Raw genomic sequence first — 19,752 nt, 5'->3', positions numbered from 1 at the left:
ACTATGTCTTCCGGCACGTAACGAACATAGGAAATGATCAGCGCTTCTTCATATAGCGGGTGGCTCTGCCGATGAATACGGTAATTGGACGGTAAACTTCTCCGCGGGGACAAGGCTGCAACGGCGACATCGGGGAAAACCTTGCCTTCGCACGGCAAGCGCTTTCAACTCAGCTCGAAGGACAAGCTCGACGCTTTCACGGCCGTGGCAATGGACAGGCACGGATCGGTTGCGGCTAGCCTTACGCCGTTGCCGCCGCTGGCGTGACCACGAGCCGACGATCGGCTCTCAGCGCGACCTGCGTGGCGAAGCGCCGGCACTCCCGATCGAGCGTCTGCTGGAGCCAGGCTATGTCCGAACCTGAGGGAATGCAGAGGCAGAATTTCCTGATCTGCAGGGGAGCAAGCGTAAGCGCGCGGAGCCGTCCATCGGCCGTTTCCAGATCCGCGAAATACATCAGCACCAGATCGTCGCGGTAACGCTCGTACCCCCCGATGCCCTCGTAGTCGTTGAGAAAGTCGCCGCAGCCATACAGAATGAGGCGATCACGATAGATCTCGATGGCGCGCGGATGATGCGACGAATGGCCGTGAATGACGGATACGCCGGCCTTGTCGATCAGCGCCCGCGCGAAGATCCCCTGCTCCGGGGGAACGAGGTAGCCCCAATTGGATCCCCAATGGATCGAAACCACGACGAGGTCACCGGGCTTTCTGATGGCCGCGATCTGGTCGGCAATCTCCGATGCGCTCGCCTCGGACAGATCACCGAGCACGTTGACGCCAGCGGCGTGGCTCGTGGCGGCCCAGGCATAGGGGACGCCGCTCGAGGGCGATCCGAATGAAAAGATCAGCAGTCGCGTCTCGGCAAGCTCGATCACCGCGGGCGAGCCGGCTTCCGGCGCATTGCGGCCCGCGCCCGCTGTGGCGATCTCCAGCCTTTCGAGTGTCGCAAGTGTCTCATTCAGGCCGGCGGGTCCCCAATCGAGGACATGATTGTTGGCCAATACGCAGCAATCGATCTTCGCGGCTGAAAGACATTCCGCATTCTCGGGGCTCATGCGGTAGTTGATCCCCTTGTCGGCGCGATCGTTGCTCCGCGTTACGGCCGTTTCGAGATTGACGATCCGCGCGTCGGGCTGCATACGCTCCAATTCGTCGAGCGCCGCGCCCCAGACGTAGGACGGGCCGTTGCGCTGCGGGATGGGCCCGTTCGCGCGCTCCGCCAGCAGCACATAGGCCTGCGCGGAGCGCAGATAATCCTCGTCGATTTCCGGGCTGCAGGGATGTGCCAACACCTGGTCGATGCCGCGGCCGCACATGACGTCTCCGCTCAGGAAGAGCCGTACAGTATGTGACCGGTCGATCATCGATTTTGATCCGATTGCGCGATACCATCCGAGAGCTGCTGGTGGCTCGCTGCCGCGAACTGCAACTCGAAGAACTCGTCAGCCCGAGCCGATATCTGCTGCAGCCACATGGAGAAAACCATGAAGCTCGTTTCAAGCGCCTTCGCCGACGGCGCGGCAATTCCGCGACGCTTCACCTGTGACGGCCAGAACCTCTCCCCGCCTCTGCAATGGTCCGGCGCGCCCGAGGGCACGCACAGCTTTGTCCTGCTTTGCGATGATCCGGACGCGCCCGGCGGCACATGGCATCACTGGGCGGTCTACGACATGGCCCCGACCGTCGCGCAGCTCGCGGAAGGCGCCGCACAGAAGACGGACATGAAGCAGGCTGTGAACGACTTTCGCAAAACAGGCTATGGCGGACCGTGTCCGCCTCACGGCCATGGCCCCCACCACTATCACTTCAGGCTGCTTGCCCTTTCGGCCGACCATCTGCGGCTCGAGGCCAATGCGTCCTGCCGCGACGTGGAGCGGGAGGCCCGCAAGTCGACACTCGCGGAAGCCATCCTCGTCGGCTGGTATGAACGATAGGGGCGAACCGCGCCGGAGCCGGGTGCTCACCGCAGGACGCGGAATTGCGCCGCCTTCGGCAGAAACCTGTTTGCGACGGCCAGACTGGCGGACTCGGCCGTTTCCAGCGCGATTTTTTGCGCAAGCATCACATCGCCTGCCACCAGATAGCCTGAGGGGACGAAGCACCAGCCCATCCTCGGACGGCCGATCTCATCAAGCTCGTAGACGTTGGTCATCGTCCCCTCATAGATGCGGTACTTTCTTCCGCTGTCGGAACCGATGACGTCGAAATAGCCCTTGGCTTCGAACTGCGCGCGCTGCGCCGGCGAGAGCCAATCTCGCAACAAACGCAGCCCGCGCGCTTCGCGCGTATTTTCCGCCCGGAACTTGCGGTAGAGCGCCCGCAGACAATCGAAACGTGAGCGTTCCGTCGTTGCGGCTCGACGAAACAAGGACATGGTCCGGCGGAGGCGTTTAGCCGCCGACCAGCCGCGGGAAGAATAAGGTTTCCTCTGCGGCCGGATCAAACGACCTGATGCGCGTGACCTCCCCCGGGCCGGTTCGGACCGCGGCGGTAAACCCGCGCCCTGTCAATTCTTTGAAGCGTGCCTCCGCCTTCGCCAGCGCCTCGAGGTCCTTTGCATCGAAGTGATGACGAGTGTCGCCGCTGTGGTCCATCACGATCTGCGTCGCCATGACCAATCTCCTCGCGAATGGTTCGATTTCCGCGTTCGAAGCAGGCAATGCTTTTTGCCCTGTTGCTGTTCCAATTTCCGCTCCATCAACGTAGCAGAAATGGCCAACGGGCTAAAATCGCAAACACGACGCCGGATGAGTAGCTGATCGATGGCCGTCAGGCGTCGCCCCCAGTTGGCCCAGGCCATTATAGGCGATTGACTGGCCGGTCCCAAGTCTTGCGACGCGCAAATGACCGCAATGTGAGGCCCCTTGCGGGCCCCAGTCGCCCCTTCCGAGCCCACGGAGTTTTCACGTTTCGTACCCGATCGCGCCGAAACGGTGAAATTTTGCACGCGTTGACCGCAAAACTGAAGCAATGGCGGCTGTTCGTTCCATAACCAGCGAGGATCACACGAGAAAGATCGCCATCGCGCTGCTTGCATCGACCGTGATTGGCACGCCTGCCGTCGCAAGCAGATTCAGGCGAATGGCCAGCTCGATCAACAAACCGTCGCCGATCTCGGATTGGATGCGTCGCGCTTCTCGCAGTCGCAGGGCGGTCGCAAGTAGCCCGGACAGCCAGGGCGCTTAAGCGGTCTCCATAACCTGTTAATTTCCATTCCGATTCACCCGCACGGAGTTCTCCGGCTCCGCGAAAGTGGGCGACGCCATACGGGTCCGTGTCCGCTTGACGCAGCACCGGCGGAACGTTCCGCGCATGACCGCCTTATTACACGAGCCGCACCATCCTCAAGCTGCGGTCCTGCTTCGAACATAATTCGTCTTGGTGGAACATCGGTACTTCGGCAGCTCAAGCGTCCGATGATGAACAAAGCGATTGTCCGGCTAGTCGATCTATGCGCGCGCCATCGGCGGATTGTCATCCTCGCCGGCATAGTCGTGCTGCTCGGAACAACGATCTTTGATGTCGCCCGTTTCTCCATCAACACCGACATCGAGGCATTGATTGCGCCAAACCTGCCCTGGCACCAACGTCAGACGCAGCTCACGCGGGCCTTTCCGCAGAGGGGGATCTCGGCGGTGGTTACGGCACCGACCGCCGAAGATGCGGACCTCGCCACCGATCAACTGGCGCAGGCCCTTGCTAAGAATCCCGACCTGTTTCGTCAGGTCGCGCGACCCGACAGCGGCGATTTCTTCGAGCGCAATGGGTTGCTGTTCGGCTCGCTGTCCGATGTGAAACGCACCGCCGAAGGACTGAGCCATGCGCAGCCTTTCGTGGCTGCGCTTGCCTCCGATCCCAGCCTGCGCGGCGTCATGGACGTGCTCTCCTCCGCCGCACAGGGCGTCCAGGCCGGCAGACTGAAACTGGAGCAACTGGCGTGGCCGCTTTCGCTCGCCAAGAACACATTGAACGACGTGCTCGCGGACAGGCCGGCTTTCTTTTCCTGGCAGGAGCTCCTGCAGGGTCACACCCTGCCCATCGATCAGCGTCGACATTTTGTCGGGATCGCGCCCAAACTCGATTTTGCCGCGCTGCAGCCGGGCCGCGCCGCAACCGAGGGCATCCACCAGGCGGCTGCCGATCTCAAGCTGAAGGAGAATCTTGGCGCCACAGTGAGCCTCACCGGTCAGGTGCCGATGAACGATGATCAGTTCTCCGTGATCCGCAACAGTGCATTGCGCGACACCCTGACCGCTGCGCTCGGCGTCTTGATCGTGCTGTGGCTCGCCTTGCGTTCCTTCAAGCTGATTGCTTCGGTGTTCTTCAGCCTGATCGTCGGGCTCGCGGCAACCGCCGCGCTGGGCCTTGCGATGGTCGGCTCCTTCAACCTGATCTCGATCGCATTCTTTGTGCTGTTCGTCGGTCTGGGCGTCGATTTCGGGATTCAATTCAGCGTACGCTATCGCACGGAAAGGTACGAGCTGGGCAAGCTGCGGCAAGCGCTGTGCAGCGCGGCGCAGAAGGCCGGAAAGCCGCTTGCGCTCGCCGCCGCAGCGACCGCGGTTGGCTTCTTCGCCTTTTTGCCAACGAGCTATCGCGGACTGTCGGAGCTAGGTTTGATCGCCGGATGCGGCATGCTGATTGCTTTTATCTGCAGCATTACGCTGGTGCCGGCGATGCTGATGGCGCTCAATCCGCCGGGCGAAGCCGCTCCCGTTGGCTTTACGAGGCTTGCCCCCGTTGACGATTTCCTGCAGCGCCACCGCATCGCCGTGATCGCGGCGACCTTTCTCGTCGTGCTGGCAGGCATCCCTCTGTTGTTCCATCTGCAATTCGATTTCAACCCGGTCAACCTGCAGAATCCGGACTCGCCATCCGTCGTGACCTACCGGCAATTGCAATCCGAGCCGCAGACCAGCGGTAATGACGCCGAGGTCCTGGCCCCGTCGCTCGCGCAGGCCGACGCGATTGCCAAGCGGCTCGCAGCGGTTCCCGAAGTTTCGCAGGCGCTGACGCTTGATAGCTTCATCCCGGCGGACCAGGACCAGAAGATCGGGGCCTTGCGCACAGCCGCGCAAGCGCTCGGCCCGGCCTTGAATCCACGGGGACGAAAGCCCGCACCGAGTGATCAGGACAATGTCGCGGCGATCCGCGGCGCTGCAGAGGCGCTCTCCAAGGCCGCCGCCGGCGCAACCGGCCAGTCAGCCGACGATGCGCGCGAAGTCGCCACCCTGCTCAACCGCCTCGCCGAGGCGAATGCGGACGTCCGCCGGAAGGCCGAGGCCGCGATCATTCCGTCCTTGAATCACGATCTCGATGGGCTCCGCAGGAGCCTCTCTCCGCAAACGATCACGGTTCAGAGCCTGCCGCAGGATCTGGTCCGCGGCTGGCTTTTGCCCGACGGGCGGGCCCGCGTCGAGGCGTTGCCGAAGGGCGATCCGAACGACATCAATGTGCTGCGGAAATTCGCCTCCGCCGTCCTGCAGGCCGAACCTTCGGCGGCGGGAGCTGCGGTGAGCTATTACGAGTCCGGGCAAACCGTCACCACCGCGTTCATCGAGGCGGGCATCCTGGCGCTGGTCGCGATCACGATCCTGCTGATCGTCGCCCTGCGCCGCATCACCGACGTGCTGCTCACGCTCATCCCGCTCCTTCTCGCCGGCGCAGTGACCTTGCAAATTTCCGTGCTGTGGGGACTGCCGCTCAATTTCGCGAACATCGTCGCGCTGCCGCTGCTGCTCGGGGTCGGCGTGGCTTTCAAGATCTATTACATCATGGCCTGGCGCGCCGGCAAAACCGGGCTGTTGCAATCGACGCTGACGCGGGCCGTGGTGTTCAGCGCCATGACCAATGCGGTCGCGTTCGGCAGCATGTGGGTGTCGAGCTATCCGGGGATGTCGAGCATGGGCAAGATGATGGCGCTCGCGCTGGTGTGCACCATGGCGGCGGCGGTTCTCTTCCAGCCGGTGCTAATGGGGCGGCCGCGCCAGATCCAGCCTCTCCCCGAGGCGCCGCCTCTGTCCGAAGCTGCTGAATGAATAGGTGTCCAGGGCAGGTGCGCGCGCCACCCGACCGCCGCACTGCGCCGCCTTTGCGCGATTTTTTTAATTCGAGGGCAGGATGTGCAAAAAGCAAAGAAACGCGCGTTACGCGCGCTCGGCGCATAAAGTTCTCCTATCCGGCGCAGCCCTGGTGGAAAATTCGAAACAGCGGCCGGAAAATCGTAGGGGCCGCCCGGCTTTCCTGAACGCTACGAACGGGCGAGAGCGCTGGCGCAGAACGTTTCTCCGTGCTTGATGCGGCTTGGCTTGATGGAGCCTAACGACGCGCCCGAGAGAGATTCGTAGGAATTGCTTCAAGGAACTACTATATTACCCCGCTATCGAGATCGCCAGAGGCCTGTGGCCGCGATTCTGCAGCCAGGCTATACGGCCAGGCGCCGAGGATCAGTCAGCCGGCTCGATCCGATCAATGCGGAGCGCCCCTTGAGCGAGAGATGCAATTTGCACGAGCTGGACAAACTCGCACGCTTGTTTGGCTTGATCGCCGCGAGCGCCGGCAAGGTGATCATGAAGGTTCGGGCCAATATCGGACGCCCCGACTACAAGGCGGACGGCTCGCCCGTCACGGCCGCCGATCTCGAGGCCGACGAGGTCATCCGTCATTGCCTCGAGCAGAACCTGCCCGACGTGCCCGTGGTCACCGAAGAGACCTGTGCGAGCGGTCAACCGACCGGTGCCGAGCGGTTTGTTCTGGTCGACCCGCTCGACGGGACCAAGGAGTTCATCCAGGGCAGGTCCGAGTTCACGGTCAATATCGCGCTGATCGAGCGTGGTGCTCCCGTCGCGGGCGCCGTTTACGCGCCGGCTCTGCATCAGCTCTATATCGGCGGCGCCGAGGCTTACAGGCTCGACGCGAGGTTGGACGCGAACGGCGTCACCTTCAGCAAAATGCATCCTATACGCGTCCGCAACGCGCCGCCTGAGGGATGGCGGGCCGTCGTCAGCCGCTCGCATCTCGATGCCCAGACCAAGGAATGGATCGCGCAGCACCCGATCGCCGATCTGCAGCCCTCCGGTTCGTCGCTCAAATTCTGTGTCATCGCCGAAGGCGAAGCCGACGTTTATCCTCGCATGGGCCCGACCATGGAATGGGATACGGCGGCGGGCCACGCCGTTCTGCTGGCGGCCGGCGGCTGCGTCACGGATCTCGCGGGACATCCGATGACCTACGGCAAGCCGGGTTACCGGAATGGCAATTTCATCGCATGGGGAGCAGCCCCGGAATCTTCGATATGAACGCTACGGCTCAAACTGATTTTCAATCCATGGTCAAACCGGCAAACCGTACGCTGCCGCGGCATTTGCGGCGACTGGAGGCCGAGTCGATCGAGATCATGCGCGACGTGGCGGCCGAGTTCAAAAAGCCCGTCATGCTCTATTCCATCGGCAAGGATTCCAGCGTGATGCTGCATCTTGCAGTGAAGGCGTTCTATCCGGCCAAACTGCCCTTCCCGCTCCTCCACGTCGATACGACCTGGAAGTTTCGCGAGATGATCAGCTTCCGCGACGAGACCGCCAAGCGGCTCGGGGTCGATCTCATCGTGCACGTCAACAAGGAAGGGATTGAGCGCGGCGTCAATCCGATCACGTCGGGGTCTTCCCTGCACACGCAGGTGATGAAGACGGATGCGCTCAAGCAGGCACTCGACCTCTACGGCTTCGATGCGGCGTTCGGCGGCGCGCGGCGCGATGAGGAGAAAAGCCGCGCCAAGGAGCGTATTTTTTCGTTCCGCTCGCCTGGACACATCTGGGATCCGCGCAACCAAAGGCCGGAGCTCTGGAATCTGTTCAACACCCGGATCAGGCAGGGCGAAACCATGCGCGTGTTTGCGCTGTCGAACTGGACGGAGCTCGACGTCTGGGAATACATCATGCTGGAGAAAATCCCGGTCGTCCCGCTCTATTTCGCGAAACAGCGCCCCGTGGTGCGCCGAAACGGCACGTTGATCATGGTCGATGATGAGCGCCTTCCGCTCGAGCCGGGCGAGACGCCCGAAATGAGAATGATCCGTTTCCGGACGCTCGGCTGCTACCCGCTCAGCGGTGCCATCGATTCCAAGGCTGCGAGCATCGAGGAGATCGTCGTGGAGATGCAGGTCGCGAGAGTCTCCGAGCGCCAAGGACGGCTGATCGACAGCGACGAAGCAGCTTCGATGGAGAAAAAGAAGCGGGAAGGCTACTTCTGATGGATACGGCCACCATGCAGGGGCTGGGCGCGCCCGAAAACAAGGATCAGCTCCGTTTCATCACCTGCGGCTCGGTCGACGACGGCAAGTCGACACTGATCGGCCGGCTGCTGCATGACAGCAAGATGATCTACGAGGATCAGCTTCAGGCGCTGGCGCGCGACAGCGTCAAGCACGGGACGACCGGCAGCGATATCGATTTTGCTCTCCTGGTCGACGGCCTCGAGGCGGAGCGCGAGCAAGGCATCACCATCGACGTGGCGTATCGCTTTTTCACCACGCCGCGGCGCTCCTTCATGGTGGCGGACACACCGGGCCATGAGCAATACACCCGCAACATGGCCACCGGCGCTTCCAATGCGCAACTCGCGATCATCCTGATCGATGCCCGCAAGGGCGTGCTGGTCCAGACCAAACGCCACTCCTTCATCTGCTCGCTGCTCGGCATTCGCCACGTCGTGCTGGCGGTGAACAAGATCGACCTGGTCGACTACCGCAAGGAGGTGTTCGACCGCATCGTCGGCGATTACGTCGCTTTCGCCTCCACGCTGGGCTTTACCTCGATCGTGCCCGTTCCGATCTCCGCGCGCTATGGCGACAACATCATCGACCGGTCCGGCAACACGGAATGGTACCACGGCCCATGCCTGCTGGATTATCTCGAGAGTGTCGACATCCAGTCCGAGGTGGCCGGCCTGCCGTTCCGCTTTCCGGTGCAATGGGTGAACCGCCCGAACCTGGACTTCCGCGGTTACGCCGGCACTGTCGCTTCCGGCAGCGTGGCGGTGGGCGACGACATCGTGGCGGCCGCTTCGGGCCGGATCTCGCGGGTCAGGCGGATCGTGACCTACGACGGCGATGTCGCGAGCGCGGAGGCTGGCGACGCGGTGACGATCACGCTGGAAGACGAGATCGACATCAGCCGCGGCGATATGCTGGCGAGGCCCACGGAGCGCCCGGAGGTAGCCGATCAATTCGCGGCCCATGTGATATGGATGGATCAGGAGGCCCTCGTACCCGGCCGGTCATACGCGATCCGGGTCGGCACCCAGTCGATCCCAACCGGCAGCATCACCGCGATCAAATACAAGATCGACGTCAATACCAGGGAACATCTGGCAGCCCGAACCCTGGGCCTCAACGAAATCGGCTTCTGCAACATCGCCACTGCCCTGCCCGCCAGCTTCGATGCCTATGAGGCCAACCGGCGCACCGGATCATTCATCATCATCGACCGCTATACCAACCGCACGGTTGGCGCGGGAATGATCGCATTTCCGTTACGACGCGCCACGAACATCGCTTGGCAACCGCTCACGGTCGGCAAACAGGAGCGCGCCGCACTGAAGCACCAAAAGCCGTGCATCATCTGGTTCACCGGGCTTTCGGGCGCCGGCAAGTCGACTATCGCCAACATGGTCGACCAGAAGTTGTTCGCGCGATCGCATCACACGATGCTGCTGGACGGCGACAACGTCAGGCATGGTCTCAATCGGGACCTCGGCTTCACCGAGGCCGACCGCGTCGAGAACATCCGTCGCGTCGGCGAGGTGGCAAAGTTGATGGTCGACAGCGGCCTGATCGTGATCTGCTCGTTCATCTCCCCCTACAAGGCTGAACGCGACATGGTGCGCAACCTGGTCGGCGACGGCGAGTTCATCGAAGTCTTCGTGGATACGCCGATCGACGAATGCGTGCGGCGCGATCCGAAGGGGCTCTATTCGAAGGCGAAGTCTGGCAAGATCAAGAACTTCACCGGCATCGACGCGCCCTATGAGCCTCCGGTAGCGCCGGAGGTTTATCTGCAAACCGTCGAAGACTCGCCAGAACGCCTCGCCGAGAAGGTGATCGACGGTCTGACCACGCGTGGGATCATCGGCTAGGCTTTAGCGCATCCGCCGATCAAGTTGCCGAGCCGGATGAACGTCTTCAACCGAGACCGTCGTTGCGCAGGGCGCGCGTTCTCTCGATTCACTCAGATCGCGACTGCAGTAGGCCTCATTCCGTGGGGCTCGCGCCGACCTCTAGGGGATGCATCTGCGGATCAGACATCGCGTCCATATCCGACGCTGTGATCGGCCGATCGACAGCGAAGAGATAGCAGCCCGCCGAGACAACCCCAATCAGCGCGCCGACGACCAGCGCCGGCACGAAGGATCCCGTCTTCTGCGCGATCAGCCCCGTGACGGTGGGCGCCAACGCACCTCCGAGATAGCCTCCGAAGTTTTGCACGGCCCCGATTGAAGCCGTGCAATTGGTCGGGACCGCGACCGAACTTAAAGCCCAGGCGCAGGTGCTCGTGACATAGACCAGAAACAGGGAAAGCGAGATGAACGCGATCGCCAGTGCATTGCTGCTGACATAGGCCGCGGCGACGGTGCAGGCGGCAGTCCCGAGCAAAGCGATGGCGGCGGGATAGCTGCGGCTCTTGAGCGGCGCCACACCTCGGCGCACCAACATGTCGGCGATGTATCCGCCGAACACGCCACCGACGACGCCGCAGGCAAATGGAACGGCCGCCGCCCATCCGGTATATTTGACGCTCATGTGGCGCTCGATCTCGAGATAGCCGGGCAGCCAGGCGGTGTAGATCCAGGTCAGATAGATGCAGCCGAAATAGCCGAAGACCATGCCCCAGGTCGTGCGGAAGCGGAACAGCAGCTTCCACTCGCGAAACGTCACCTTTGTTCGCTGGCCGGGCGGATCGCCTTGCGTCCGGTACCTGTTTTCTTGCTGGGTCAACGCAAGTTCGTGGGGATTGCGGTAAAGCAAATACCACACGGCCGCAACGATCAGGCCGGCAACGCCCATGATCACGAACATCGCGCGCCAGCCGAACGTCAGCATCAGGAAGGTGAGCAACGGTACTGCTATGGCCGTGCCAAGCGACGATGCGCAGTTGAAGATGCCGGTAGCGAGGCCACGATCACGCTGATTGAACCAATCGCGGACGACCCGCGCACCAGTCGGGAATTGCGGTGCCTCGCCGAGGCCGAGCAGAACGCGAGCTCCGAAGAATTGGCCAAAGCTCTGCACGAGGCCGCCGAGGAGCTGGGCCAGGGACCACAGGCTCAAACCCAACGTCAGCAGGATTCGCGGGCCCAGCCTGTCGACCATGGCGCCGGTGGGCAACTGCGCGAAGGCGTAGGCCCAAAGGAAGGCGGAGAGCAGGTAACCCATATCCGCAATCGATAACCCGAGCTCCTCGCGGATCAGCGGGTTCGCAACGGCCAAAGTTGCCCGGTCGATGTAATTGACCACGCCTGCCACGACCAGCATGGTCAGCGCGACACGCTGGATTAACTTGAGACGCGGTGTCGCCTGCTCTATCCCGGACATCATTTCCTCGCTTGTTGTTTGGCGCAACACTAGTCAGCGCCTCCGCATCGATCCAGAGCACCGCTTGCGGGATCTGTATGCGGCCTCGACATGCGCCGGCGACTTGACACGCACGTCTCAGGAGGTTTTGCCTGCGGAAGAGTTGCTGTGAGGTGGCGCGTCACCGGGGATCGAAACCGTCAGCGTTCGCCGCCAGCACGACAATCCTGGAACCGGAAATTGCGTCGTTCCGCGTCGGCCCTCTTGGTCGACCATGTTGCGGGCTGAAACGCCCGGCTAACCGACACGTCCGGCGCGGCTGACCGTGAGCCCCGCGACATAAGTTGCCGCTTGCACTGAGCCACGCATTGTCCGAAAAGGCCTGCTCAGCCCAGCGGGGCCAAGGCCACCGGCACGGCCTTCAAATCGGGAAGGCGCGACGTCCTCTTCACCTGCAATCTCGCGGGCGATATAGGTTCCAACGAGCCGTGGATTAATCCGGTCTTTCGATCAAAGCCCGAGGCCGCTTTCCCGGTGCGGAGCTGATTGCTGGATTTTCAACGAATTGTGCGGGATTTTTGATGGCTAAGAAACGAGCACTCATAACCGGAATCACCGGTCAGGATGGCGCCTATCTGGCAGAGCTCCTTCTTGAGAAGGGATATGAGGTTCACGGCATCAAGCGCCGGACTTCGCTCTTCAACACCGATCGTATCGACCATCTCTACCTCGATCCCCATGACCCCGATCCTTCATTCAGGCTGCATTACGGCGACCTGACGGACTCCTCGAGCCTCATCCGCATCATCAGCCAGGTCCAGCCGGACGAAATCTACAATCTGGCCGCGCAGAGCCATGTGGCCGTTTCATTCGAGGAACCGGAATACACCGCAAATTCCGATGCGTTGGGAACGCTTCGCATTCTCGAGGCCGTCCGCATCGCGGGCCTGGAGAAGAAGGCCCGCTTCTATCAGGCCTCGACCTCGGAATTATATGGGCTGGTTCAGGAGACCCCTCAAAAGGAGACCACGCCCTTCTATCCACGCTCGCCTTACGCTGTCGCGAAGCTCTACGCTTATTGGATCACGGTTAACTACCGTGAGGCTTACGGCATGTATGCCTGCAACGGCATCCTTTTTAACCACGAATCGCCGGTTCGCGGTGAGACCTTCGTGACCCGTAAGATCACCCGGGCACTTGCGCGGATTCATCTCGGTCTGCAGGACAAGGTTTATCTCGGCAATCTCGACGCGCGGCGTGACTGGGGCCATGCGCGCGACTATGTCGAGATGCAATGGCTCATGCTGCAGCAGGACCAGCCCGAGGATTTCGTCATTGCGACCGGGCAGCAACATTCGGTTCGCGACTTCGTCGATATCGCGGCGGATGAGATTGGCTTGAAGATCCGGTGGGAAGGCAGCGGCGTTCACGAAAAGGGATTCGACGCGAGCACGGGAAAATGCGTCGTTTCGGTCGATCCGCGTTACTTCCGGCCGACCGAGGTCGACGCCCTGCTCGGCGATCCGACCAAGGCCGAACAAAAACTCGGCTGGCGGCCAAAGACATCCTTCCGTGCGCTGGTTCGCGAAATGATGCAGGCGGATCTGGAATCGGCAAAGCGCGACGAACTCGTCAAGCAGCACGGATTCCGCTACTTCGCCAGGCACGAATAGCTGGTGCGCTGAGCCTCGTCTCAGCCTCAGATTTGGCTCAATCACTCCCGTTGCTTGAGCATGATCCTGGAAAACCGCTGCATACATCGTGCTCGATCGGTCGCCGAGCAAAGCGAATTGAGGGGATGCGCATCCGCCTCCGTCGTCATTGCTGTGCATGTTCACTAATTCGCTGATCGAATCCAGCCCGCAGGGGGGATTCGATGCGCGACAACAGCTTCGACCGGACGATTGAACGGAATTACATTCAGAAGTGGCGGTTCTTGATCGCAGAGTATGAGGAAGTGAAAGCGGGGCGATCGGCGACATTCCGGCGGGTCGGGGATTTCTACCGCCACCACGGCACGTGCTCGCAGACCTTCCGGAAGTACTATAACCGCTACCTGCGCAGCGGCGCGGAGGCCGACCTGCTGCCGCAGCGCCGCGGGCCGAAATGGCGCGAACGCCGCCAGCCGGAAGGCATTGAGGCGGAGATCGTCGCCTGCCGCAAGCGCGGCATGAACCGATACGAGATCCATGCCGCCTTGCGTGAACAGCGCGATACGGTACCCTCGCCATCGACCATCTATCGCGTCCTAAAGCGCCACGAGCTGAACCGCCGCACCCCGGCGATGCGTGAGGAGAAACGCCGCATTATCAAGGACAAGATCGGGGAACTCGGCCATATTGACCTGCACCAACTGCCGCGCGACATGTTCCTGGTGCCGCCGCCAAGCCCTGCCTTCATCATCAGCCTGCTCGACAGTTGCTCACGCCTGGCCTGGGCCGAAGTCCTGACCTCGAAAAAGGCGCTGCCGGTCATGTTCAAGGCCCTGAAGATGATCAACACCCTGAGCGTCACCTATGGGGTCCAGTTCGCCGAGATCCTCTCTGATAACGGGGCCGAGTTCGCCTCCCGCAATAAACCGGAGGAGCACCCCTTCGAAGCCATGCTGATCGAGCTCGGCATCAAGCACCGCTACACCAGGCCCTACCGGCCGCAGACCAATGGCAAGGTCGAGCGGTTCTGGCGAACCCTGGACGATGACGTCATCGAGGGCGCCACCTTCGATAACCTTGAGCACTTCGCCAATGAACTGTTCGAGTACCTGATCTACTACAACAACTTCAGACCTCATCAGGCCCTCGGCGGCAAGACCCCAAAGGACTTCGCCGCCGCCCAGACTCAAACCATTCGATCAGCGAATTAGTGAACATGCACAATTGCGAGCGAGAGCGACGCAATCCAGAATCTTTCCGCGGAGAGATTCTGGATTGCTTCGTCGCCTTCGCTCCTCGCAATGACGGGTCGGGTTGAAGGCGCTCGTTCTGCAACTCGATCGCCGGATGCGCCGGACTTGCGTGGCCCCGCGTGTGCGGGTCATGCGCTAGTTTTGTTGGGGAAGGTTCGGGAAGTGCGTCAGCATGGCGGCCTTGACGCCCTCGAGATGCGCGATCATGGAGGCCAGTTCACCGAGCCGGCGCTGACCGTTCTCAATCTCGGCGGCGAAAAGATCCTGGTGATAATTGTCGAGCGGTTCGCGCCCCAGATATTCGTCCGTGCCGTTGCCAAAGGTCACGGATGCCCGCGCCAACGCGTCATCAACCCGCTTGGTCAGGCCGGCCTGTTCGTTTTTGGCTTCGCTGAGCGCAGTCTCGATCGCACTCATGATCGAGCCGACACGCTGCCGGTCCGTCTGCAGGTCGCGCTCCGCCGAGCGCGCCCTGAACACCTTTCCGCCCAAGCGCATGCCGAGAAAATTGGGCGCCCGTGCGCGCCAGAATAGCCGGAACATCAGCACTGCCCGCCTTCGACAGGTCTTAACAATCATCACTGATCGTTAACAAACGCTAAAGCCGCCATCTTCGTTGCGACCCTGACCGTCTCCTTTTGCCCGGACGGAGCGGAACGGAGCACCACTCCCATGGATCGCGACCAAAGTCAGGGCGAGCCGTACCTAAGCCGGGGCGACGTTAAGGTTGACCGGTTAGGCTAATGGCGTGCCTTTGTTGCGCCAACTGAATGATCCGCTATCGATCGAACGCCGGACACATCCCCAAACGTCCGGTCCCACCCAGCGCAAAGCCGCCAAGCGAGACCATCCGCTTGGCGGCTTTGTTTTGTGTTCTGCCGGCTTTCCATCGCGACTAAGACGCGAGCATTTCCTACTTGTACGTCCGCCTGTACATCGCGCGCATATGCTCTTCGACCGTGATCGGCGGATATTTCGGCTGCTCGCCGGGCGAAAGGCAGGTCGGAATGCATTCGACCTTGTGCGCGTAATTGCCGGTGTAGAAGAACGGCACCGAATAGCGTTCGCGGCCCGAAGCGTTGACGACGCGATGCAAGGTCGAGCGGTAGCTGTCATTGGTCCAGCGCGCGATCATGTCGCCGAGATTGACCACATAGGTGCCAGGCACGGGGTCCGCATGGATCCAGCCGCCGGTGCCCTGATTCCAGACCTGCAGGCCGCCGATATCGTCCTGACGCAACAGCGTAAGCCCGCCGAAATCGGTATGCGCGCCGGCGCCTTTCTGCGCCGGATTGCCGTGTGCGGGCTGCGGCGGATAATGCAACAGCCGCACCGTCGCCATCGCATCCGTGCAGTAGCCGGCGAAATAGTCCTCGGGCAGATCCAGCGACAGCGCGATGCCGCGCATCATGCGTGCGGACAATTCGAGCATAACGTTGAGATAGGCTTCCATCACCAGCTTGAAGCGCGGCCGCGAGGCGGGCCATTGATTGGCGCCATGATTGAACATGCCGGCGAGCACTCTGGCATCATCGCTCGCGTGTTCGGGACCGATGTAATAACCCTCCTTCAGATCCGGCGGCGCGCCGGGCTCCAGCGTCTGCCCCTGCAGCGGCTCATAGCCGCGATTGGCCTTGGAACGGGATTTGTCCACCTCGGCTTTCACCTCCGCCGGCAAAGCGAAAAACGCGGCGGCCTCGGCAAAGACATCGTTGACGAGGGCCTCGTCGATGCCATGATTTGAGATGTAGAAAAACCCGTTGTGTAAGCAAGCCGCCCGCAATCTGGCTGCGACCGCCTGTCGGTCGGAAAGCTTCGGTGATGACAGGCCGGCGATGTCGATCACCGGCAGACTGGTCTGAGACACCCGCATTGCTTCAAGCATCTTGGTCGCTCTCCCTCGCACTCGCGCTTCACGATCATGAAGACGCCCCGTCGCATCTTGGTAGCCCGGAGCGCACGTCTCGCAACGCTCAAATATTCGGCAAGAACGCGGTCCGCGCGCTCAAAAATCATCCATGCCCAAGCTGCGCCAGCTCTCGCATATGCCTCGCGTCGACGATGCGGCCGTGGCTGACGACGAGGCGTGGCGGCTCGTGGAAGCGAAGCGCGTCGGTGACATCGGACTGATGGAGGACCGCCAGGTTGGCCTCGCAGCCGGCTTCCAGGCCGTATCGCCCGAGGTTGATGGCTTCGGCCGCATGCCTCGTGATCATCTCGTGCAAAGCCTCGATCTCGCGCCGTTTGGTCATCCACAGCAGGTGCGAGGCCAGGAAGGCAACCTCCAGCATGTTGTTTCTGCCGAACGGATAGTACGCGTCCGAGATGTCGTCCTGGCCGAGGCAGACATTGACGCCCGCATTCAGCAATTCCTTGACTCGGGCATGCAGCGGACCCGTATGGGGATCGCTGACGATCGAGACCCGTGCCTGCCGCAACAGCGCGGTCAGTTCGCCGAAATAGGTTGCCGGATAGAGCGCCATCGCACGACAATGGTGCGCGAGCGCGCGGCCCTCGAACCCGCGCAGGATCGCCTCGCGCGCCATCATGTCCAAGGTCCGCATATCAGCATCACCGACATCGTCGAGCAGCATCGAGATATCCGCATCGAATTCGGCAGCGAGATCGAAGCAGAATTCGATGTGCTTGCGCTGATCGGTCTCACTCGTCTCGATCCAGGGGATACCGCCGACGACGTCGGCACCAATCGTCATCGCCTCGCGCATCAAGGCCTCGGTGCCCGGCTCGCGCAAGATGCCATCCTGCGCGAAAGCAACGACCTGGATGTCGACGATGCCGCGAAATTCCTCGCGGACCGCGAGCAGCGCTTTCACACCCTCCAGCCGCGCCTTGCTGTCGACATCGGCAAAGGCACGGACATGGAGATTGCCGTGGAGCGCCGCCAGGGCCACGGCGCGCCGTGCATTCTGAATGATCCAGGACGCGTCATACTTGGCCTTCACCGCGGCGGCCAGATCGATCGCCTTCGCGGCCTCGCTCATGCCGGCGCCCTGATAGCCCTCCAGCGCGGCCTCCGACATCATCGGCAGGGTCCAGACCTTGCAGAGGTGCAGATGCGGATTGACATAGGCTGGTGTGACAAGGCGGCCCTCGGCGTCGACGATCACGGAAGCATCGACGGCAAGTCGATCATTCACAGCGAGAATGACGCCGCCGGAGATCGCGATGTCCACTAGGCCATCGGCCCGGCCCGGTAAACGCGCATTTTTGATAATCATGTCGGCCGTTGCGGACATTGTGGTTTGCCTCCGATCGATCGCCGAGGCAAAAGCAAGAAGAATGCCGCCGGCCGGCCGCCGGCAAGGCGATCGCATGCGAGTGGTTTTCGATGAGACAATACAAGATCGTCGTCTTTGTGCCTGCGTCCCTCGGAGAGCAGGTGCGCGACGCAATGGCGCAAGCCGGCGCCGGACAGATCGGCAACTACTCCCACTGCTCCTTCACCACCAGAGGGGTCGGCCGATTCAGACCCAATGCGGGCGCAAACCCCTCGATTGGCGAAGTCGGCAAGCTTGAAGAGGTGGACGAGGAGCGGATCGAGACCGTGTGCGCCGAAGAGAGACTGCGCCAAGTTCTGCAGGCTATCCGAAGGGCGCATCCTTATGAGGAGCCCGCGATCGACGTGTATGCGCTGGAGGTGATCTCCGATTAGGACCGACAGGCTGTAGCGCCAGCCCTCAAACAAAAGGCCCCCATTTCGGGGGCCTTTATCTTAGACTGCGTCGTTATCTTAGACTGCGTCCTTCGCGGCTTTAACCGGCCTTGCCCGGACGATCTTGCGGGCGGGCTTGGCCTTAAACATCATTTCCTCACCGGTAAATGGATTAGTGCCTTTGCGCGCCTTGGTCGCCGGCTTCTTGACGACCACGAACTTCGCGAACCCCGGCACAAGGAAGACCCCGTTCTTCTTGAGCTCCTTGTGACCGACATCGGTCAGCGTATCCAGGACGTTCTTCACGTCGCGCTTGGAAAGTTCGGTTGCCGTCGAGATTCTCTCGAGTAGCTGCGATTTGGACAGTTGGGTAGCCATTGTGTCTCCTCTGATTCGTCCGAATGCGATAATAATCGAACCGGCAAAAACCTAGAGCCTTCTGCACAGTTTTGTCGCGTTTTTTCCGGGGATTTTCGGGGTTTTTTGCACGTCACAGTAGATTCAGAGCCTAAATATAGGCCTAAAGGCTACCCGGCAGGCTCCGGCGCCCGCAACTTGAGGCGCCTCGAAGGCTCAGCCGACCGAGCGCTTGGGCGAGCGTTCGAGCCGCTCTCGGTAGGCTTCAAAGCCCCGCACCAGGTCTTGACCAGGCACCCATTCCCCCCGTTCGTCCATCAGCCCGGCCTCGAGCATGGCCGCGGCGCAGGCCCAATGCAGCTCGACCCAAGCGTCGATCTCAGGTTCGGGCATGCCTTCCCGCCTGCAAATGCGCGCGGCCATTTCTCTGGCCAGGGGCTCGATGTTGGAACTCATGCAGGCAGGCCTAGCTGCGGCCGGCGTCGATTTCAAGGCGAGGTCCGAGCCCTTGCGCGCAGCATTCCCGCTCGCGCAGGTGAGGCGGGAGCACCAGATGCTCCCGCGAGCGTTATTTGCTGATGGCGATGCGCTTCACCTTCGATTCCGCCTGCGGCAGCTTCGGCATGGTGACGGTCAGCACGCCGTTCTTGAACGCGGCGGAGACCTTGTCTTCGTCAACGTCCTCGACCGGAATGCGTCGTTCGAACCGGCCGTAATAGCGCTCGCTGAACAGCCGATCCTTGTCTTCCGTCTCGGTCTTCTTCTCGCCCTTGATCGAAAGCACGCCGTGGGCAAGCTCGACCTGGACGTCCTTCTCGTCCAGTCCCGGCAATTCCGCCGTGACCTTCACGTCCTTGTCGCTCTCGTTGACCTCGATGCTCGGCCAGCCCATCGCGCGATCGAAGAAGCGGTCGCCAAAGGGCGCGAGATCGAAGCCGCGGAAGACATCGTCGAACAGGCGATTCATCTCCCGATGCAAGGTGAGGATCGGGTTGTAGTCTTCGTTGCGTCGTACGGCCACGTTGCGGCCGCGGCCCCAGGGAATGAGATCAGTGATTGCCATCATGTCCTCCTTTTTTCTAAGCACGTTTTGGCAAACTTTCGCGCCGCCGTGCGAGATCCGCGTCTGCGGACGTGCAGAGCCAGCAGCAGACCGCGTCAAGCCGCCTGCTTCTCTTCGCTCTTTCGATTGTCGCGTTGGATCGTCGCGGCTGGACTGCCACAGGCGGACAACATTAAAGGTGGT

General features: G+C 61.7%; 18 protein-coding genes. 8 read left to right on the top strand and 10 right to left on the bottom strand.

Going from position 1 to position 19,752, the window contains the following annotated elements; genetic code table 11:
- Positions 1 to 241: 241 nt before the first annotated feature.
- Complete coding sequence (locus P6U23_RS17555; protein ID WP_407180954.1) at positions 242 to 1,369, bottom strand: CapA family protein; 1,128 nt, start codon at positions 1,367 to 1,369, stop codon at positions 242 to 244.
- A 120-nt stretch (positions 1,370 to 1,489) separates the two neighbouring features.
- On the opposite strand from P6U23_RS17555, the gene P6U23_RS17550 reads away from it, so the two are divergent.
- Positions 1,490 to 1,939, top strand: coding sequence for a YbhB/YbcL family Raf kinase inhibitor-like protein (locus P6U23_RS17550; RefSeq protein ID WP_407180953.1), 450 nt, complete (start codon positions 1,490 to 1,492; stop codon positions 1,937 to 1,939).
- A 26-nt stretch (positions 1,940 to 1,965) separates the two neighbouring features.
- Here the strand turns inward: P6U23_RS17550 and P6U23_RS17545 are convergent, their stop codons facing one another.
- Positions 1,966 to 2,379: a hypothetical protein gene (locus tag P6U23_RS17545; protein WP_024510970.1), complete on the bottom strand. Its 414-nt coding sequence runs from the start codon at positions 2,377 to 2,379 to the stop codon at positions 1,966 to 1,968.
- Positions 2,380 to 2,395: 16 nt separating this feature from the next.
- Positions 2,396 to 2,617: a hypothetical protein gene (locus P6U23_RS17540; RefSeq protein WP_407180952.1), complete on the bottom strand. Its 222-nt coding sequence runs from the start codon at positions 2,615 to 2,617 to the stop codon at positions 2,396 to 2,398.
- A gap of 804 nt (positions 2,618 to 3,421) precedes the next feature.
- Between P6U23_RS17540 and P6U23_RS17535 the strand changes: the two genes are divergently transcribed.
- From P6U23_RS17535 to cysN, 4 genes are all read left to right on the top strand, one after another.
- Positions 3,422 to 6,043 (top strand): MMPL family transporter, encoded by a 2,622-nt coding sequence (locus P6U23_RS17535; protein WP_407180951.1) that lies wholly within the window; start codon positions 3,422 to 3,424, stop codon positions 6,041 to 6,043.
- Between the two features lie 447 nt (positions 6,044 to 6,490).
- The gene (gene cysQ, locus P6U23_RS17530) at positions 6,491 to 7,303 is read left to right on the top strand and encodes a 3'(2'),5'-bisphosphate nucleotidase CysQ (protein ID WP_407180950.1); all 813 of its coding nucleotides are present in this window, start codon (positions 6,491 to 6,493) and stop codon (positions 7,301 to 7,303) included.
- Between the two features lie 29 nt (positions 7,304 to 7,332).
- Positions 7,333 to 8,253: a sulfate adenylyltransferase subunit CysD gene (cysD, locus tag P6U23_RS17525; protein WP_407180949.1), complete on the top strand. Its 921-nt coding sequence runs from the start codon at positions 7,333 to 7,335 to the stop codon at positions 8,251 to 8,253.
- A complete protein-coding gene (cysN, locus tag P6U23_RS17520) occupies positions 8,253 to 10,136 on the top strand; it encodes a sulfate adenylyltransferase subunit CysN (protein WP_407180948.1) in 1,884 nt (627 codons plus the stop codon). Before cysD ends, cysN begins: the two co-directional genes overlap by 1 nt.
- A gap of 115 nt (positions 10,137 to 10,251) precedes the next feature.
- Here the strand turns inward: cysN and P6U23_RS17515 are convergent, their stop codons facing one another.
- Positions 10,252 to 11,595, bottom strand: coding sequence for an MFS transporter (locus P6U23_RS17515; RefSeq protein WP_407180947.1), 1,344 nt, complete (start codon positions 11,593 to 11,595; stop codon positions 10,252 to 10,254).
- Between the two features lie 557 nt (positions 11,596 to 12,152).
- On the opposite strand from P6U23_RS17515, the gene gmd reads away from it, so the two are divergent.
- The gene (gene gmd / locus P6U23_RS17510; RefSeq protein ID WP_407180946.1) at positions 12,153 to 13,244 is read left to right on the top strand and encodes a GDP-mannose 4,6-dehydratase; all 1,092 of its coding nucleotides are present in this window, start codon (positions 12,153 to 12,155) and stop codon (positions 13,242 to 13,244) included.
- A 203-nt stretch (positions 13,245 to 13,447) separates the two neighbouring features.
- Positions 13,448 to 14,434, top strand: coding sequence for an integrase core domain-containing protein (locus tag P6U23_RS17505; RefSeq protein ID WP_407176980.1), 987 nt, complete (start codon positions 13,448 to 13,450; stop codon positions 14,432 to 14,434).
- A 177-nt stretch (positions 14,435 to 14,611) separates the two neighbouring features.
- Here P6U23_RS17505 and P6U23_RS17500 read toward each other — a convergent pair whose 3' ends face one another.
- The 3 genes from P6U23_RS17500 to P6U23_RS17490 all read right to left on the bottom strand — a co-directional run bounded on the left by P6U23_RS17500 (position 14,612) and on the right by P6U23_RS17490 (position 17,733).
- Complete coding sequence (locus P6U23_RS17500; protein WP_407180945.1) at positions 14,612 to 15,019, bottom strand: hypothetical protein; 408 nt, start codon at positions 15,017 to 15,019, stop codon at positions 14,612 to 14,614.
- A 370-nt stretch (positions 15,020 to 15,389) separates the two neighbouring features.
- The gene (locus P6U23_RS17495) at positions 15,390 to 16,361 is read right to left on the bottom strand and encodes an isopenicillin N synthase family dioxygenase (protein ID WP_407180944.1); all 972 of its coding nucleotides are present in this window, start codon (positions 16,359 to 16,361) and stop codon (positions 15,390 to 15,392) included.
- 127 nt (positions 16,362 to 16,488) lie between these two features.
- Positions 16,489 to 17,733, bottom strand: coding sequence for an amidohydrolase family protein (locus tag P6U23_RS17490; protein WP_407180943.1), 1,245 nt, complete (start codon positions 17,731 to 17,733; stop codon positions 16,489 to 16,491).
- A gap of 92 nt (positions 17,734 to 17,825) precedes the next feature.
- Here P6U23_RS17490 and P6U23_RS17485 point away from each other — a divergent pair, with 92 nt between their 5' ends.
- A complete protein-coding gene (locus tag P6U23_RS17485) occupies positions 17,826 to 18,149 on the top strand; it encodes a hypothetical protein (protein WP_407180942.1) in 324 nt (107 codons plus the stop codon).
- 78 nt (positions 18,150 to 18,227) lie between these two features.
- Here P6U23_RS17485 and P6U23_RS17480 read toward each other — a convergent pair whose 3' ends face one another.
- The 3 genes from P6U23_RS17480 to P6U23_RS17470 all read right to left on the bottom strand — a co-directional run bounded on the left by P6U23_RS17480 (position 18,228) and on the right by P6U23_RS17470 (position 19,569).
- Positions 18,228 to 18,527 (bottom strand): HU family DNA-binding protein, encoded by a 300-nt coding sequence (locus P6U23_RS17480; RefSeq protein WP_024510800.1) that lies wholly within the window; start codon positions 18,525 to 18,527, stop codon positions 18,228 to 18,230.
- A 195-nt stretch (positions 18,528 to 18,722) separates the two neighbouring features.
- Positions 18,723 to 18,962, bottom strand: a complete 240-nt coding sequence (locus P6U23_RS17475) for a hypothetical protein (RefSeq protein WP_407180941.1) — start codon at positions 18,960 to 18,962, stop codon at positions 18,723 to 18,725.
- A gap of 112 nt (positions 18,963 to 19,074) precedes the next feature.
- Positions 19,075 to 19,569, bottom strand: a complete 495-nt coding sequence (locus tag P6U23_RS17470; protein ID WP_407181499.1) for an Hsp20/alpha crystallin family protein — start codon at positions 19,567 to 19,569, stop codon at positions 19,075 to 19,077.
- Positions 19,570 to 19,752 lie beyond the last annotated feature (183 nt).

The organism is Bradyrhizobium sp. STM 3562, from assembly GCF_045571435.1.
In the GTDB taxonomy this organism is placed as follows: domain Bacteria; phylum Pseudomonadota; class Alphaproteobacteria; order Rhizobiales; family Xanthobacteraceae; genus Bradyrhizobium.
Note: the sequence above shows the minus strand (reverse complement) of the source record. Positions and strands in the feature narration are given on the sequence as shown.

Bases quoted from the DNA above. Each gene is read 5' to 3' on its own strand.
- P6U23_RS17555 (WP_407180954.1), bottom strand. From the start codon at position 1,369: ATGATCGACCGGTCACATACTGTACGGCTCTTCCTGAGCGGAGACGTC.
- P6U23_RS17550 (WP_407180953.1), top strand. From the start codon at position 1,490: ATGAAGCTCGTTTCAAGCGCCTTCGCCGACGGCGCGGCAATTCCGCGA.
- P6U23_RS17545 (WP_024510970.1), bottom strand. From the start codon at position 2,379: ATGTCCTTGTTTCGTCGAGCCGCAACGACGGAACGCTCACGTTTCGAT.
- P6U23_RS17540 (WP_407180952.1), bottom strand. From the start codon at position 2,617: ATGGCGACGCAGATCGTGATGGACCACAGCGGCGACACTCGTCATCAC.
- P6U23_RS17535 (WP_407180951.1), top strand. From the start codon at position 3,422: ATGATGAACAAAGCGATTGTCCGGCTAGTCGATCTATGCGCGCGCCAT.
- cysD (WP_407180949.1), top strand. From the start codon at position 7,333: ATGGTCAAACCGGCAAACCGTACGCTGCCGCGGCATTTGCGGCGACTG.
- cysN (WP_407180948.1), top strand. From the start codon at position 8,253: ATGGATACGGCCACCATGCAGGGGCTGGGCGCGCCCGAAAACAAGGAT.
- P6U23_RS17515 (WP_407180947.1), bottom strand. From the start codon at position 11,595: ATGATGTCCGGGATAGAGCAGGCGACACCGCGTCTCAAGTTAATCCAG.
- gmd (WP_407180946.1), top strand. From the start codon at position 12,153: ATGGCTAAGAAACGAGCACTCATAACCGGAATCACCGGTCAGGATGGC.
- P6U23_RS17505 (WP_407176980.1), top strand. From the start codon at position 13,448: ATGCGCGACAACAGCTTCGACCGGACGATTGAACGGAATTACATTCAG.
- P6U23_RS17500 (WP_407180945.1), bottom strand. From the start codon at position 15,019: ATGTTCCGGCTATTCTGGCGCGCACGGGCGCCCAATTTTCTCGGCATG.
- P6U23_RS17495 (WP_407180944.1), bottom strand. From the start codon at position 16,361: ATGCTTGAAGCAATGCGGGTGTCTCAGACCAGTCTGCCGGTGATCGAC.
- P6U23_RS17490 (WP_407180943.1), bottom strand. From the start codon at position 17,733: ATGTCCGCAACGGCCGACATGATTATCAAAAATGCGCGTTTACCGGGC.
- P6U23_RS17485 (WP_407180942.1), top strand. From the start codon at position 17,826: ATGAGACAATACAAGATCGTCGTCTTTGTGCCTGCGTCCCTCGGAGAG.
- P6U23_RS17480 (WP_024510800.1), bottom strand. From the start codon at position 18,527: ATGGCTACCCAACTGTCCAAATCGCAGCTACTCGAGAGAATCTCGACG.
- P6U23_RS17475 (WP_407180941.1), bottom strand. From the start codon at position 18,962: ATGAGTTCCAACATCGAGCCCCTGGCCAGAGAAATGGCCGCGCGCATT.
- P6U23_RS17470 (WP_407181499.1), bottom strand. From the start codon at position 19,569: ATGGCAATCACTGATCTCATTCCCTGGGGCCGCGGCCGCAACGTGGCC.